General features: G+C 42.1%; 22 protein-coding genes and 1 riboswitch. All 22 genes read left to right on the top strand.

The features are described 5' to 3' along the window. The first annotated feature begins 8 nt into the window (after positions 1 to 8). The 22 genes from rplF (at position 9) to SporoP17a_RS08310 (ending at position 15448) form a co-directional block, all read left to right on the top strand. Positions 9 to 548 carry a 50S ribosomal protein L6 gene (gene rplF / locus SporoP17a_RS08415; protein WP_083034253.1) on the top strand — a complete coding sequence of 180 codons (540 nt, stop codon included), beginning with the start codon at positions 9 to 11 and terminating at the stop codon, positions 546 to 548. A gap of 33 nt (positions 549 to 581) precedes the next feature. Beyond that, the gene (gene rplR, locus SporoP17a_RS08410) at positions 582 to 944 is read left to right on the top strand and encodes a 50S ribosomal protein L18 (RefSeq protein ID WP_083034252.1); all 363 of its coding nucleotides are present in this window, start codon (positions 582 to 584) and stop codon (positions 942 to 944) included. A 22-nt stretch (positions 945 to 966) separates the two neighbouring features. Then, positions 967 to 1467, top strand: a complete 501-nt coding sequence (rpsE, locus tag SporoP17a_RS08405) for a 30S ribosomal protein S5 (protein WP_083034251.1) — start codon at positions 967 to 969, stop codon at positions 1465 to 1467. A 13-nt stretch (positions 1468 to 1480) separates the two neighbouring features. Continuing rightward, positions 1481 to 1663 carry a 50S ribosomal protein L30 gene (rpmD, locus tag SporoP17a_RS08400; RefSeq protein WP_083034250.1) on the top strand — a complete coding sequence of 61 codons (183 nt, stop codon included), beginning with the start codon at positions 1481 to 1483 and terminating at the stop codon, positions 1661 to 1663. A 32-nt stretch (positions 1664 to 1695) separates the two neighbouring features. Next, the gene (gene rplO / locus SporoP17a_RS08395; RefSeq protein WP_083034249.1) at positions 1696 to 2136 is read left to right on the top strand and encodes a 50S ribosomal protein L15; all 441 of its coding nucleotides are present in this window, start codon (positions 1696 to 1698) and stop codon (positions 2134 to 2136) included. After that, positions 2136 to 3428: a preprotein translocase subunit SecY gene (secY, locus tag SporoP17a_RS08390; RefSeq protein ID WP_083034248.1), complete on the top strand. Its 1293-nt coding sequence runs from the start codon at positions 2136 to 2138 to the stop codon at positions 3426 to 3428. Before rplO ends, secY begins: the two co-directional genes overlap by 1 nt. 46 nt (positions 3429 to 3474) lie before the next feature. Next, positions 3475 to 4128, top strand: coding sequence for an adenylate kinase (locus SporoP17a_RS08385; protein ID WP_083034247.1), 654 nt, complete (start codon positions 3475 to 3477; stop codon positions 4126 to 4128). Positions 4129 to 4473: 345 nt separating this feature from the next. Beyond that, the gene (infA, locus tag SporoP17a_RS08380; RefSeq protein ID WP_029053257.1) at positions 4474 to 4692 is read left to right on the top strand and encodes a translation initiation factor IF-1; all 219 of its coding nucleotides are present in this window, start codon (positions 4474 to 4476) and stop codon (positions 4690 to 4692) included. 39 nt (positions 4693 to 4731) lie between these two features. After that, positions 4732 to 4845: a 50S ribosomal protein L36 gene (gene rpmJ / locus SporoP17a_RS08375; RefSeq protein WP_076758849.1), complete on the top strand. Its 114-nt coding sequence runs from the start codon at positions 4732 to 4734 to the stop codon at positions 4843 to 4845. 24 nt (positions 4846 to 4869) lie between these two features. Further along, positions 4870 to 5235 carry a 30S ribosomal protein S13 gene (gene rpsM / locus SporoP17a_RS08370; RefSeq protein WP_083034246.1) on the top strand — a complete coding sequence of 122 codons (366 nt, stop codon included), beginning with the start codon at positions 4870 to 4872 and terminating at the stop codon, positions 5233 to 5235. Positions 5236 to 5261: 26 nt separating this feature from the next. Then, entirely contained in the window at positions 5262 to 5651 is a 390-nt protein-coding gene (gene rpsK / locus SporoP17a_RS08365) for a 30S ribosomal protein S11 (RefSeq protein WP_009499031.1), read from the top strand. A 123-nt stretch (positions 5652 to 5774) separates the two neighbouring features. Then, entirely contained in the window at positions 5775 to 6719 is a 945-nt protein-coding gene (locus tag SporoP17a_RS08360; protein WP_029053255.1) for a DNA-directed RNA polymerase subunit alpha, read from the top strand. Between the two features lie 30 nt (positions 6720 to 6749). Further along, the gene (rplQ, locus tag SporoP17a_RS08355) at positions 6750 to 7130 is read left to right on the top strand and encodes a 50S ribosomal protein L17 (RefSeq protein WP_029053254.1); all 381 of its coding nucleotides are present in this window, start codon (positions 6750 to 6752) and stop codon (positions 7128 to 7130) included. A 276-nt stretch (positions 7131 to 7406) separates the two neighbouring features. Continuing rightward, positions 7407 to 8264 (top strand): energy-coupling factor ABC transporter ATP-binding protein, encoded by an 858-nt coding sequence (locus tag SporoP17a_RS08350; protein WP_083034245.1) that lies wholly within the window; start codon positions 7407 to 7409, stop codon positions 8262 to 8264. After that, a complete protein-coding gene (locus SporoP17a_RS08345) occupies positions 8240 to 9115 on the top strand; it encodes an energy-coupling factor ABC transporter ATP-binding protein (protein ID WP_083034244.1) in 876 nt (291 codons plus the stop codon). The genes SporoP17a_RS08350 and SporoP17a_RS08345 overlap by 25 nt, the downstream gene beginning before the upstream one ends. Next, the gene (locus tag SporoP17a_RS08340) at positions 9109 to 9906 is read left to right on the top strand and encodes an energy-coupling factor transporter transmembrane component T family protein (protein WP_083034243.1); all 798 of its coding nucleotides are present in this window, start codon (positions 9109 to 9111) and stop codon (positions 9904 to 9906) included. The genes SporoP17a_RS08345 and SporoP17a_RS08340 overlap by 7 nt, the downstream gene beginning before the upstream one ends. A 5-nt stretch (positions 9907 to 9911) precedes the next feature. After that, entirely contained in the window at positions 9912 to 10649 is a 738-nt protein-coding gene (gene truA, locus SporoP17a_RS08335; RefSeq protein WP_083035968.1) for a tRNA pseudouridine(38-40) synthase TruA, read from the top strand. Positions 10650 to 10822: 173 nt separating this feature from the next. Beyond that, complete coding sequence (rplM, locus tag SporoP17a_RS08330; protein WP_029053249.1) at positions 10823 to 11260, top strand: 50S ribosomal protein L13; 438 nt, start codon at positions 10823 to 10825, stop codon at positions 11258 to 11260. A gap of 19 nt (positions 11261 to 11279) precedes the next feature. After that, the gene (gene rpsI, locus SporoP17a_RS08325; protein WP_083034242.1) at positions 11280 to 11672 is read left to right on the top strand and encodes a 30S ribosomal protein S9; all 393 of its coding nucleotides are present in this window, start codon (positions 11280 to 11282) and stop codon (positions 11670 to 11672) included. A gap of 364 nt (positions 11673 to 12036) precedes the next feature. After that, positions 12037 to 12214, top strand: a riboswitch (cobalamin riboswitch). Positions 12215 to 12342: 128 nt separating this feature from the next. Further along, a complete protein-coding gene (gene cobJ, locus SporoP17a_RS08320) occupies positions 12343 to 14001 on the top strand; it encodes a precorrin-3B C(17)-methyltransferase (protein ID WP_083034241.1) in 1659 nt (552 codons plus the stop codon). Positions 14002 to 14010: 9 nt separating this feature from the next. Then, positions 14011 to 14793 (top strand): precorrin-6A reductase, encoded by a 783-nt coding sequence (gene cobK / locus SporoP17a_RS08315; RefSeq protein WP_083034240.1) that lies wholly within the window; start codon positions 14011 to 14013, stop codon positions 14791 to 14793. Continuing rightward, on the top strand, positions 14783 to 15448 hold the full coding sequence (locus SporoP17a_RS08310; RefSeq protein WP_083035966.1) for a precorrin-8X methylmutase: 666 nt from the start codon (positions 14783 to 14785) through the stop codon (positions 15446 to 15448). Before cobK ends, SporoP17a_RS08310 begins: the two co-directional genes overlap by 11 nt.

Below are 15448 nucleotides of genomic sequence, written 5' to 3'. Positions count from 1 at the left end.
GCAATAGAATGTCCCGTATTGGTAATCGTCAGATCGAAGTTCCTGAGAGTGTTACTGTAACAATTTCAGATGAAAACTTCGCTACTGTTAAAGGTCCGAAAGGTGAACTTTCGAGACAATTAGATAAAGAAATTACGATCACTCAAGAAGACAACGTAATTACATTTACTCGTCCTTCTGAATCAAAAGCTCACCGTTCAATTCACGGTACTACACGCTCTGTTCTTAACAACATGGTAGTGGGAGTATCTACAGGTTTTGAACGCACACTTGAATTAGTTGGTGTTGGATATCGTGCTTCTATGCAAGGGAAGAAACTTGTATTGAACGTAGGTTATTCACATCCAGTAGAGTTCACACCAGAAGAAGGTGTAGAAGTTGAAGTTCCAGCGAACACGAAAGTAATTGTTCGCGGATACAACAAAGAACACGTAGGTGCTCTTGCTTCTAACATCCGTCAAGTACGTCCACCAGAGCCGTATAAAGGCAAAGGTATTCGTTATGAAGGCGAAATCGTTCGTCGTAAAGAAGGTAAAACAGGTAAATAATACCGCTAGAGGTATTTGGAAGGAGTGACTCCGATGATCACGAAACAAGATAAAAACGCTGTCCGTAGAAAGCGTCACGCACGTGTGCGTACGAAAATCAGCGGAACTGCAGAGCGTCCACGTCTAAACGTTTATCGTTCAAACAAGCACATCTATGCACAATTGATTGATGACTTGAATGGCGTAACAATCGTTAGCGCTTCTACAAGAGATAAAGATGTTGAGGCAGGATCTACAGGTAACACTGAATCTGCAGCTAAAGTCGGCGAGCTTATTGCAAAGAAAGCTGTTGAAAAAGACGTCAAAACGGTTGTATTCGACCGCGGCGGATATCTTTTCCACGGCCGTGTAAAAGCATTAGCTGACGCTGCACGCGAAAATGGTCTGGAATTTTAATTAAGAGGGAGGGACATATTTCATGCGTCGTAATGATCAGAACAAAAGTGAGTTTGAAGAACGCGTAGTAACGATCAACCGCGTTGCGAAAGTTGTAAAAGGTGGACGTCGTTTCCGCTTCACTGCACTTGTCGTAGTCGGAGATAAAAATGGTCGTGTCGGTTTTGGTACTGGTAAAGCACAAGAAGTTCCAGATGCAATCCGTAAAGCAATTGAAGATGCGAAGAAAAACTTGATTGTAGTGCCAATGGTCAAAGGTACAACTCCACATGAAGTAATCGGACGCTTTGGTGCAGGACAAATCCTCATCAAGCCAGCTGCTCCGGGTACTGGTGTTATCGCAGGTGGACCTGTCCGTGCGGTACTTGAACTTGCAGGCATCACGGATATTCTTTCTAAATCTCTTGGATCAAGCACACCAATCAACATGGTACGTGCAACAATCGAAGGGTTGCAGAATTTGAAACGCGCAGAAGACATTGCCAAATTGCGTGGTAAATCCGTAGAAGAACTGTTAGGTTAAGGGGGGAAATACAATGACGAACAAACTTGAAGTCACCCTTACGAAAAGTGTTATTGGTTCAAAGCCAACACAGCGTAAAACAATTGAAGCACTAGGCCTTCGAAAGTTAAATCAAACAGTTGAGCATCAAAGCAATGATGCCATCCGTGGTATGCTCACAAAAGTTAGCCACTTGGTAACCGTTAAAGAAATTTAAGTACTATTTTACAATAAGGAGGTGCCGATAAGATGAAATTACATGAGCTAAAACCAGCTGAGGGATCTCGCAGAAACCGCAAACGCGTTGGTCGTGGTATTGGATCTGGAACAGGTAAGACTTCTGGTAGAGGTCATGACGGTCAAAACGCTCGTTCAGGCGGCGGTGTACGTCTTGGTTTCGAAGGTGGACAAATTCCTCTTTTCCAACGACTTCCTAAGCGTGGGTTCACGAACATCAATCGTAAAGATTATGCCATCGTTAACCTTGATACATTAAATCGTTTCGAAGAAGGCACGGAAGTAACACCGGAATTGCTAATTGAAACTGGTGTTGTAAGCAATGCTAAGTCTGGTATCAAGATTCTGGGTAACGGAACACTTGATAAGAAGATCACAGTACGTGCTAACAAATTCTCCGCTTCTGCAAAAGAAGCAATTGAAAAAGCAGGCGGGCAAACAGAGGTGGTATAATGTTTCAGACAATCTCTAATTTCATGCGTGTGAAGGAGATCCGGTCTAAAATAATTTTCACCCTCCTAGTGCTCATCGTTTTTAGACTAGGGACATTTGTTCCGGTTCCAAACGTTGATGCAACTGCTTTACAACAATCGGATAACCAGTTTATCGGATTCTTGAACACATTCGGTGGAGGAGCATTATCCAACTTCTCGATCTTTGCAATGGGGATTATGCCGTATATCACGGCATCCATCATTGTACAACTCTTGCAGATGGATGTTGTTCCAAAGTTTACTGAGTGGTCAAAACAAGGTGATGTCGGAAGACGTAAACTTGCACAATTCACAAGATATTTCACGATCGCTCTAGCCTTTATTCAAGCACTGGCCATGTCGTTTGGTTTCAACCAAACATTTGGTGGTACACTGATTCAAGACAATAGCGTATCTACGTATATTACAATTGCGATTGTGTTGACTGCTGGTACAGCTTTCCTTTTATGGCTTGGCGAACAAATTACTGCAAAAGGCGTGGGGAATGGTATTTCCATCATTATCTTTGCAGGGATTGTTGCCGGCATTCCAAATGCTGTTAATCAGTTGTATGTAACGCAAATTCAAGACGCTGGAGATGCACTATTTATTAGAATTGCAACAATGGTCTTACTGCTAATCGTGATCGTAGCCATTGTGGTCGGAGTTATTTACTTCCAAGAAGCATTGCGGAAAATTCCGATTCAATATGCGAAACGTGTCTCGGGACGCAATCAGTCTGTTGCAAGTCAACAAACACATTTACCTTTGAAATTGAATGCTGCAGGAGTTATCCCGGTAATCTTTGCGGTGGCATTCTTCATTACGCCACAACAAATCGCTCCATTTTTCGGTGAGAACAGTGTAACTAAAACGATTATTCGGATCTTCGATTATACGAATCCAATCGGAATGATTTTATATGTAGCACTTATTATCGCATTTACGTATTTCTATGCATTCATTCAAGTGAATCCAGAAAATATGGCAGAAAATCTGAAAAAACAAGGTGCATATATTCCAGGAATTCGTCCAGGAGCAAACACTCAAAAGTACTTAACAAGTACTCTGTATAGACTAACGTTCGTCGGCTCGATTTTCCTAGCCGTCGTAGCGGTTATGCCAATCTTCTTCATCAACTTGGCGAATCTGCCTCAATCCGCTCAAATCGGCGGAACGAGCTTGCTCATTGTAGTAGGGGTTGCCCTTGAATCAATGAAGCAATTAGAATCACAATTAGTGAAGAGACATTACAGAGGCTTTATGAAATAAAAAGCAATAGCCTGACCTATTGTTAACAAATGGAGGGCAAGGACGTATGAATATCGTATTAATGGGTCTGCCTGGTGCTGGTAAAGGCACACAAGCAGACAAAATTGTCGAGAAATACGGAATCCCCCATATTTCTACAGGCGATATGTTCCGTGCTGCCATCAAAGATGGCACGGAACTTGGAGTTAAGGCAAAATCGTTCATGGATCAAGGAGCATTAGTTCCTGATGAAGTTACCATTGGTATCGTGCGTGAACGTTTAAGCAAACCGGATTGTGACAAAGGATTCTTGCTTGATGGCTTCCCTAGAACAGTTCCACAAGCTAAAGCACTAGATGCTTTACTTAAGGATTTGGGAAAAAGCATTGAGTATGTATTGGACATAGAAGTCGATACAGAGGAATTAGTTGCAAGGTTATCTGGCCGTCGAATTTGTAAAGTATGTGGCACATCGTATCACTTGATCTTCAACCCACCAAAGGTAGAAGATGTGTGTGATAAGGATGGTGGCGAACTTTACCAACGTGCAGATGATAATCCGGATACTGTCATGAATCGTCTGGAAGTAAATATGAATCAGACAGCTCCTTTACTCGACTTTTATGGCGAAAAAGGTGTACTGACTAAAATTAATGGCCAACAGGATATTAATCTTGTATTCAAGGACTTAGATGCTGTTTTGCAACAAGGTAAAAAGTAATCAATCCTTTTCGGGCACATCTTCATCATTGTTCGGAAGGTAATGGATGAAATCGAACTGCAAATACATTAAGTTCCTGTTATAAGATCAATGAGAGTTTATCATTAATTCCTTGGTAGTTCCGACATGCATTCTATTGCCAATGGCAGTATAATATATAATTGGCACTGCAACGAGGGCAATAAAGGATCTCATTCGTGATTTATGCGAAACAGCGAAATGTGGCAGACGTCTTTCGAATATCACTCATGCTAACTGGACATATGTTGAAGGAAGCCTTTTGAAGGCAACTGATGCCGCTCGATGGTGAAAGCCTTTATTGGATATAGAAGGGAGACAGGATTGATGGCGAAGGACGACGTAATTGAGGTAGAAGGAACTGTTCTTGAAACGTTGCCGAATGCGATGTTTAAAGTGGAGTTAGAGAACGGACATACTGTGCTTGCACACGTGTCAGGTAAAATTCGTATGCACTTTATTCGTATTCTGCCAGGCGACAAGGTGACATTGGAACTTTCACCTTACGATTTAACACGTGGTCGTATCACATACCGTTTCAAATAAACTTTTGCACTCCCGAAATACTGAAGGAGGTTGGGTAAGATGAAAGTAAGACCATCTGTAAAACCGATCTGCGAAAAATGTAAAGTTATTCGTAGACGCGGCCGAGTAATGGTAATCTGTGAAAATCCAAAGCATAAACAAAGACAAGGCTAAAACACAAGGAGGTGCACAACTTATATGGCACGTATTGCTGGTGTAGACGTTCCGCGCGATAAGCGCGTTGTCATTTCATTGACATATATATTCGGTATTGGTAAAACAACTGCACAATCAATTTTAACTGCAGCTGATGTTTCAACAGAGACTCGCGTTCGTGATTTAACTGACGCTGAGCTTGATAAGATTCGTGAACAAATTGACGGCTTGAAAGTAGAAGGAGATCTTCGTCGTGAAACTTCTCTAAATATCAAGCGTTTGATGGAAATCGGTAGTAACCGTGGTATCCGTCACCGTCGTGGATTGCCTGTTCGTGGACAAAACACGAAAAACAATGCACGTACGCGTAAGGGTCCTAAACGTACAATGGCTAACAAGAAAAAATAATTAGGTAAAGGAGGGTTCTTTCCAACATGGCACGTAAACAACAAACTCGTAAACGTCGTGTAAAAAAGAATATTGAGACTGGTATCGCACATATCCGTTCAACGTTCAATAACACTATCGTAACTATCACGGATAGCCACGGTAATGCACTTTCATGGTCTAGCGCTGGTGCACTTGGCTTTAGAGGTTCCCGTAAATCCACTCCATTTGCTGCACAAATGGCTGCTGAAACTGCAGCGAAAACAGCAATGGAACACGGTTTAAAATCATTGGAAGTAACAGTTAAAGGCCCAGGTGCTGGTCGTGAAGCGGCTATTCGTTCACTACAAGCTGCTGGTCTTGAAGTTACTGCAATCAGAGACGTAACTCCGGTTCCGCACAATGGTTGTCGCCCGCCAAAACGTCGTCGCGTATAATCGGTTTGAATCTATTGGATTAAGAAAGACATTTTTTGTTAATACTGTTGAAATAGACTATCTATTATCAGTGAATTCAATAAGGTTAAACCAATATAGAGACGTTTTGAGGAGGGTAAATAAATGATCGAGATTGAGAAACCAAAGATTGAAACAGTAACGATCGGTGAAGATTCACAGTTCGGTAAGTTTATTATCGAACCTTTAGAGCGTGGATATGGAAACACCTTAGGGAATTCCTTGCGCCGCATTCTCTTGTCTTCATTACCAGGAGCTGCTGTGACATCTATTCAAATCGATGGTGTACTTCATGAATTCGCTACAATTGAAGGTGTCGTCGAAGACGTATCTACAGTTATTTTGAATGTGAAGAAACTAGCTCTCAAAATTTACTCAGACGATGAGAAAGTTATTGAGATCGATGTGAAAGGTGAAGGCGTCGTGACGGCTGCAGACATCACACATGATAGTGATGTTGAAGTATTAAATCCAGATCTCCCGATTGCTACTCTCGGTAAAAATGGACATTTACGTATGCGTATGTATGCTGTACGTGGACGCGGATATGTTCCTTCCGATCAAAACAAACGTGAGGATCTAGCGATTGGTGTAATTCCAATCGACTCGATTTACACTCCTGTATCACGCGTTAACTTCCAAGTTGAAAACACTCGCGTCGGACAAAGTACCAACTTTGATAAGTTGACACTCGATGTATGGACAGATGGAAGCATTGGTCCTAAAGAGGCAGTATCACTTGGAGCTAAAATTCTTACAGAGCATTTGAATATATTCGTTGGTATGACTGACGAAGCACAAACTGCAGAAATCATGGTAGAAAAAGAAGAAGACCAAAAAGAAAAAGTTTTGGAAATGACAATTGAAGAACTTGATCTTTCTGTCCGATCTTATAACTGCTTGAAGCGTGCAGGCATCAATACAGTTTTAGAACTTGCTAACAAGTCTGAAGACGAAATGATGAAAGTGCGAAACTTAGGCCGTAAATCACTTGAAGAAGTGAAAGCTAAATTGGATGAGCTAAACCTTGAGTTACGCTCTGAAGAATAACTGACATATATTGAAGGAGGGTAACTTCAAATGGGATACAGAAAACTTGGACGCACAAGTTCACAACGTAAAGCAATGCTTCGCGACTTAACGACAGATCTTATTATTCATGAGCGCATCCAGACAACTGAAACACGTGCAAAAGAATTACGTAAAGTAGTTGAAAAGATGATCACTCTTGGAAAACGCGGAGATCTTCATGCACGTCGTCAAGCGGCTGAATATATCCGTCGTGAAAAGGTGACTGTTGAAAACGGAGAAGGCGAAGAAGCAACAGTGTTTGCACTTCAAAAGTTGTTTGATACAGTAGCACCACGTTATGCAGATCGCCAAGGCGGTTATACACGTATAATGAAAATGGGACCTCGCCGTGGCGATGGCGCACCAGTAGTTATTATTGAACTGGTGTAATTCCAACACTTCGAGGGTGTGTCTGTCACGCACAGCACACCCTTTTATTACAACTACGAGATTTATACGACATAAAAGCTGAGTGTTATGATCCGCGAGTAATCGACTGGTCTAGCTCTACGTACCTCATCTGAGATGTCGGCATGAGCACCCGGCATTTTCGTTTTCAAAGGCGCATTCCTTAGATGAGGTACGCGCTTTTTTTTTATACATAAGAATAATTGATTACATAGAGCTTATATTGATCCATAGCAACAGCTAAGAGGAGGAATCTAAATGAAGGAAATAGCGTCGATGCACCAGGTAGAGTTCTCTTACGATATGGAGGATGAAGACTCTTCACCTGAGTCAACTAAGGCATTGAATAATGCGTCTTTCACTTTGTATGAAGGAGAATGGCTGGCAGTTGTAGGACATAACGGTTCTGGTAAGTCGACGCTAGCAAAGCTGTTGATTGGCTTGATGTTTCCTTCATCAGGTGAAGTACATCTCTTCTCGGAACGATTATCAGAAGAAAATCTTTGGGAAACACGTTCACGTATGGGTATTGTCTTTCAAAACCCCGATAATCAGTTTGTCGGATCTACGGTACAGGATGACGTAGCTTTCGCACTAGAAAATAACGGTGTACCATACGACATGATGGTAAAACGTGTTCAAGAGGCTTTAGAACAAGTGAAGATGACGGATTACATTAATCATGAGCCACATCATCTATCAGGCGGTCAGAAGCAGCGTGTAGCGATTGCAGGCGCATTAGCATTGCATCCCGAGCTACTTATTTTGGATGAAGCCACTTCCATGTTGGATCCGAAAGGACGTGAAGAGGTCATTGAGATCGTCAAGAAGTTGCGATCGGAAATTGGTTTGACTGTGTTATCCATTACACATGATTTAGAAGAAGTATTATTGGCAGATCGTATATTGGTAATGAATGAAGGACAAGTATTGATGGTAGGTACACCACAGGAAATTTTCCGCCAAGGTACTGAGCTCGAAAAGATTGGGCTCGATCTGCCTTTTGCTTTACGCGTTTCTGAGTTAGTAAGAGCAGCTGGCGTAGAGTTGCAAGGCAATCATATGACAGAAGAAGAGTTGGTGAATGAATTGTGGACATTTCACTTCAGCAAGTAGGATACTTATACGCTAAAGATTCACCGTTTGAGAAACGTGCTTTGCACGACGTGACAGCTACGATCCCTTCAGGCTCTTATACATCAATTATTGGTCATACGGGCTCAGGGAAGTCGACTCTATTGCTTCATTTGAATGGGTTGCTAAAGCCGTCTGAAGGTATCGTCCAAATAGGTGACACGATGATTACTGCCCAAACTAAAGGTAAGCAGATGAAGGAAGTACGGCACCAAGTAGGAATTGTGTTTCAGTTCCCTGAACATCAGTTATTTGAAGAAACAGTTGAAAAAGATATCATGTTCGGTCCCATAAATTTTGGTGTGCCGAAAGAAGAAGCAAGAGCTCGCGCACATGAATTAGTGAAACTGTTAGGTCTGCCGGATGATGTGTTGCAGAAGTCTCCTTTCGAACTGTCAGGAGGTCAAATGCGGCGCGTTGCGATTGCAGGTGTCTTGGCGTTCAAGCCATCTGTCTTGGTCCTTGACGAGCCTACAGCGGGGTTGGATCCTAAAGGTCGTAAGGAGATTATGGAGTTATTCCATCATTTGCATAAGACGGAGAGTCTAACGACCATTCTTGTGACCCATAGTATGGAAGATGCGGCACGTTACAGTGATCGAATCCTGGTGATGCATGAGGGGACAGCCGTGATGGAAGGGACGCCTGAAGAAATATATAGTATGGAAGACGAGCTTCATTCATTTCGACTCAGCATCCCGCGTTCCGTGCGTTTTCAGCGTGAGATTGAAAAGATGAGTGGTCAACGTTTCGATCGTATTGCACTTACGGAAGACATATTGGCACAAGAATTAGCAAAAGCTATTGCAAGAAAAGAGGAGCGGCCATGTTAGAAAAAATGATTATAGGCCGTTTTATTCCAGGTACATCCATTGTGCATCGTATGGATCCTCGTTCCAAATTGCTCTTTGTCTTTCTGTTTGTAGTAGCGGTATTCTTGGCTAATAACGTTGTGTCCTATGCCATTTTGCTTGGCTTCACAGCATTTGTTATTGCACTTGCCCGAATTAGACCGTACTTTTTGATTAATGGATTAAAACCAGTCATTTTTTTGATCATTTTTACTCTTCTATTACATATTTTCTTTACACGCGAAGGACCTATTATATTTGAATGGAAGTTTATCAAAATATATGAAGAGGGATTGCGAATGGGTATATTTATATCCATCCGATTTTTAGTTCTTGTTTTGATTACGACAGTATTGACACTAACCACTTCACCGATCTCGATTACGGATGGATTGGAAACGTTGCTCAATCCTTTTAAAAAGCTGAAATTGCCAGTACATGAGTTGGCATTGATGATGTCCATATCACTACGTTTTATTCCAACCTTGATGGATGAAACGGATAAAATTTTAAAGGCACAATTAGCTAGAGGGTCTGATTTAAGTACCGGTTCCATCAAAGAACGGGTGCAGGCAGTCATTCCGTTGCTTGTACCACTATTTGTTAGTGCGTTTAAGCGTGCGGAAGATTTGGCGATCGCTATGGAAGTGCGTGGCTACCGTGGTGGAGAAGGTCGCACAAGGTTCCGTCAGCTGTCTTGGCACATAAGGGATACTGCTGTTCTGATCACGTTTGTGCTATTAGTAGGTGTATTGTTGTGGGTGAGGAAGTGAATAAATTGAAACGAATGAAAGCAACTGTTTCGTACGACGGGACGTATTTTGCCGGCTATCAATCGCAACCAAACATGCGGACAGTTCAAGCTGAGATTGATAAAGCCCTTGTTAAATTGCATAAAAACCCGACATCACACGCGGTAGCAAGCGGACGAACCGATGCCGGTGTTCATGCGTTAGGCCAGGTCATTCATTTTGACACACCTCTTGATTTAGGTGATCGTTGGCTGATGGCATTGAATGTATTGCTACCTAAGGACATTCGTATAACTGCGATTGAACAGGTGTCTAAAGACTTTCACGCCCGTTACGGTGCAAAAGGCAAAACGTATCGATATAAATGGTCCTATGGAGAATTGCAAAGCCCATTCGAACGTAATTTTGCAGTCCATTTAGGTAGATGGAATCCTGATATAGAACGAATGAATGCAGGTGCTGCCTATTTGATTGGCACACATGACTTCACAAGTTTCTGTTCGGCGAAGACCGCTACTTCGAATAAAGTCCGCACGATCCGAAAACTAACACTTGAACGGCATCACGACGAACTAGTTCTTGAAGTGGAAGGAGATGGATTTCTTTACAATATGGTTCGTACGATTGCTGGTGCTTTGCTAGCAGTCGGCATTGGCTGGGACGAGCCTGAAGATATCCAAAAAATACTCGAGGCGAAAGATCGCCAAAGAGCAGGGAAAACTGCGGCGGCACACGGTTTGTACTTACTAGAAGTCACATATTGAAGTCATGGCAACTAATCCTGGCGTATACATAAAAACGCTTGACTTTATTGGCAATAAAGGATAACATGATAAATGGTATTTCAATAACCCCACAAACAAGCCCCGGAAGTTTATTTGTGTTTAGGGATAGAGAAAACAGGGAACAGATTTGATATTTTAGGAGGAAATACAATATGCGCACAACATTCATGGCTAAAGGTCACGAAGTCGAACGTAAATGGCTAGTTGTCGACGCTGAAGGACAAACGCTTGGTCGTCTTGCTTCAGAAGTTGCAACTCTTTTACGCGGTAAACATAAACCAACGTTTACACCACATGTTGATACAGGCGATCACGTCATCATCATCAACGCTGAAAAAATCCAATTGACTGGTAACAAGTTGAAAGATAAAATGTACTACCGTCACTCTGGTTACACAGGTAGCATCAAGTCACGTACTGCTCTTGAAATGCGTACAAACTACCCTGTAAAAATGCTTGAACTTGCGATTAAAGGAATGCTTCCAAACGGTCCTCTAGGTCGTCAAACAATCAAGAAATTACACGTATTTGCTGGTCCAGAACATCAGCATGCAGCACAAAAACCAGAAGCTTTCGAGCTTCGCGGTTAATTAAGAGGAGGAAACCCACTTGGCACAAGTACAATATATCGGCACTGGCCGTCGTAAAAGTTCAGTAGCTCGTGTACGTCTAATTCCTGGCGAAGGCAAAATTGTCGTCAATAATCGTGACGTAGAAGACTACGTACCATTCGAAACACTTCGTGAAATCATTAAACAACCACTAGTTACAACGGAAACACTTGGAAGCTACGATATCCACGTTAACGTTAACGGTGGAGGTTACACAGGTCAAGCAGGCGCAATTCGTCACGGCGTTGCTCGTGCATTGCTTACTGTAGATCCTGATTTCCGTGCAGCACTTAAATCAGCAGGATTCCTAACACGTGATCCACGTATGAAGGAACGTAAAAAATATGGTCTTCGCGGCGCTCGTCGTGCACCTCAGTTCTCAAAACGTTAATATTGATTTCATATCAACCTTTACAGCCTCTTTCCGAGTTTTTTGGAAAGAGGTTTTTTAGAGTTTTAAATTTCTTTCTGTAATTAACACTGTAGTCTATCCCAATAGTTCATAACCCACTAATTCAAGTAGTGAGTAGTTTGTAAATGTATAGCTATGCTTGACTTTGACTGCGATAATCTAAAATGTAAAGATTTACTGAATGCCTCTAGCTTGCGATCATGGTTGCACTGAGGACGAGTTTTTCTTGAGAATAGAAAACAAAGAAATTCAGAAAGAAGAGATAGTCTGTCATAAGGGTATAGAAAATAAACCAAAGTAAGTTTGTAGATTAGAAGATTATGTGTTATATTTATGAAAATTAAATAAACTAATTTAAATAAGTGCTCACATTGTGAGTTAAAAGGGAAACTAGTGAAATTCTAGTACAGCCCCCGCTACTGTAAAAGCTGATGAAATTACAATACCACTGAGAAATTGGGAAGGTGTAAGAGTAAAGTGAAGCTTGAGTCAGGAAACCTGCTTATTTAAATGACACTTTACTTTTCGGTGGGAGAAGTATGGGCGGGACAATAATATTAATTGTTTTTTCAGTATGACTTCTAATATACTTTCACGTGCCTACACTCCCCTGAAAAGGAGTGTAGGCATTTTTATTTGGAGGGAAATCATGAAAAAGGGAAAAATTTATGTCGTCGGCTTTGGTCCCGGTGCTACTGAACATATTACGGGACGGGCATTAGACGCACTGCAAGCAAGTGATTATATTATTGGATATAAAACGTATGTAGAGCTGATTAAGCATTTGGTAACAGCGAAGTCCATTGTCAGCACAGGAATGACTGAAGAAGTTTCACGTGCGCAAGATGCTGTTAAGAAAGCGGAGGCAGGCGGTATTGTCTCAGTAATTTCCAGTGGTGATTCAGGTGCGTATGGCATGGCTGGATTAGTGTATGAGGTGCTGGTCGAAAAGGGCTGGACTGAAGCAGAGGGAATTGATGTAGAAATCGTTCCAGGTATTTCAGCTATTAACTCATGTGCAAGCTTACTGGGTGCACCTGTTATGCATGATTCTTGTACGATCAGTTTGAGTGACCATCTGACACCATGGACTGTTATCGAAAAACGTATTGAAGCTGCCGGGATGGCGGATTTTGTCATTGCTTTATACAATCCAAAGAGCGGACGCCGGACGCGTCAAATTGTAGAAGCACAGAATATCTTACTAAAATATCGCTCCCCTGATACGCCTGTAGGCCTGGTGAAAAGTGCATATCGTGAAAACCAGCGTATTGTCTTAACGACATTATCGGAAATGCTTGAGCATGATATTGGAATGCTGACGACTGTCATTATCGGCAACTCTTCCACTTTCTTTTATGATGGAAAGATTATTACGCCGCGCGGTTACCAACGTAAATATACGTTGGGAGAAGGTAAACAAAGTTTAAAACCACATCAGCGTTTGAAAAAGGAAGCAGAACCATGGGCGCTTGATCAGGAAACCGGAGAGGCGCGGTCAGGATATGAGGAAATCATAAGCAAGGAGTCCGAGCAAGCTCCTGTGCAAGAACCAGAGCCAAAAGAAAAGGTTCAGTCAATGGATATGGCATTAAAGGCTTTATCTATGGTTTCAGAAGAAGAAGTGGAAAACCCATTTTTGGTGAGGCAGCCGATCGAGAATATATTTGAATTTTCCGTTTCGCCTGGTGTTGCTAATAAAATGATCACAGCAGAGCAGATGCTGATTTTAGCTGAAGTCGTTGGTGAGAAAGGCACATTGGAATATACACCGGATCATCGTTTTATTGTAAAAGTTACAACAGATAATCCTGAAGCGATTGTTGAAAAACTTGAAAATGAACGCTTTACAGTCATGCCAGCAGGGGAAGTCTTAAAAGTTAAAGCGTGTGATTTTTGTTACGGAGAAAAGGCGGATTCTATCCCATATGCGGAAGAAATCGCAGCAAAGTTTGAAGGAATGAAGCTTCCAAAGCAGTTGCATGTCGGGTTCAATGGTTGCGGCATGGCATGTTATCGCCCTGTGTTTGACGACATTGGAATTGTTTACCGAAAGAAAAAGTTTGATTTATTTATTGGAGCGAAACCGGTTGGCCGTACTGCTCATGCTGCCCAGCCAATCGCTGAGGGAATTGAACCGGATGATTTAATCCCGTTGGTCACCAAAATTATAGAAGAATATGAACAAAATGCACACCCTAACGAACGTTTCTTTAAGTATTTTAAACGTGTTAAAAAAGTACTGAACTATGACTATTACGACATGAGCTGCAAGATTGAAGTAGAGCCGGCGCCTTGCGGGGATTAGGAGGAAGTTATGATTTTATTTTTAGCAGGTACCAGCGATGCAAGGGCCTTAGCCATTCATTTGCAGAGTCTCGGCCACTCCCTGATCGCCACAGTAGTAACCGATTCTGCTGCAGAAAGTTTAAAAGCAAATGATATCGCGTATCAGGTGGGCAGGTTAACGGCGGATGATATGGAGGAGCTGATCCGAAAGCATGAGATGACTTGTGTTGTGGATGCCAGTCATCCTTATGCAGAGGAAGCTTCGAAAACGGCTATGAAAGCGGCTAAGGCATGCGGTGTTCCATATATTCGCTATGAACGTCCGAAGGAAAAGTTTGTTTCTCCACTGATTACGGAAGTTGAAAGTTATGAAGATGCAGCCAAGCTGGCTCAAACGCATAAAGGAACGGTTATGTTGACTACGGGAAGTAAGACGCTGGAAGTGTTTGCGGACTATTTATTGCGTGATGAAATTCGCTTGATCTGCAGAATGCTCCCAAACATAGGGAACATGGAAAAGTGCGATAAATTAGGAATCAAACAAAAGGATATTATCGCAATACAAGGACCGTTTTCTGAATCACTGAATAAGTCGTTATGCGAGCAATACGACGTGACGTTAATGATCACCAAGGAAAGCGGAAAAGTAGGATCGGTAGATGAGAAAATTACCGCCGCCTTGGAACTGGAAATACCAGTTATTTTGATTAAACGACCAAAGCTTCAATATGATAATTTTTGTACGTCTTTTGAAAAAGTTACCCGACTATTAGGAGGTTTAATACTTGAAAAATCCAAACATGAACTTTAATACGAAATTTACACCACTAACTGTAGATCCAGATAAAATTTATGATCACAGTTTCTCAATTATCAAAGAAGAGATGGGAGAACACCCATTTACAGATGAGCAGTGGATGGTAGTTCGGCGCGTAATTCACGCTTCAGCGGATTTTGAGTTAGGACGCAGCATGATTTTCACACCTGACGCACTCGAGGCGGGAATCCAATCAATTTTAGCAGGACGTCACGTAGTAGTAGACGTACAAATGATAGAGAGTGGTTCAGGCCGCAAACGATTCCAGAAGCATGGCAGCGACTTACATTGTTACATTGCGGATGAGGATGTCGCAAAGGAAGCGAAAGTTCAAGGTACAACACGTGCGATTATATCGATGCAAAAAGCAACTCGTTTGCATGAAGGCGGAATATATGCCATCGGTAATGCACCCACTGCATTGTTAGAGTTAATTCGTTTAATTAAAGAGGGGATCGCCAAACCGGATTTAATTATTGGGATGCCGGTGGGCTTTGTTTCGGCGGCCGAATCAAAAGAGGAACTGGCAGTCCTTGAAGGTATTCCGTTTATCACCAATATAGGGAGAAAGGGTGGCAGTACAGTGACAGTAGCTGCACTGAATGCCATTTCGATCATGGCAGATGAGCGCGCAAAGCAAACAAACTAA

Origin of the sequence: Sporosarcina ureae (assembly GCF_002082015.1) — a bacterium.
GTDB lineage: Bacteria > Bacillota > Bacilli > Bacillales_A > Planococcaceae > Sporosarcina > Sporosarcina ureae_A.
The sequence above is the reverse complement of the archived record's forward strand: the minus strand, read 5'-3'. Positions and strand labels throughout refer to the sequence as shown.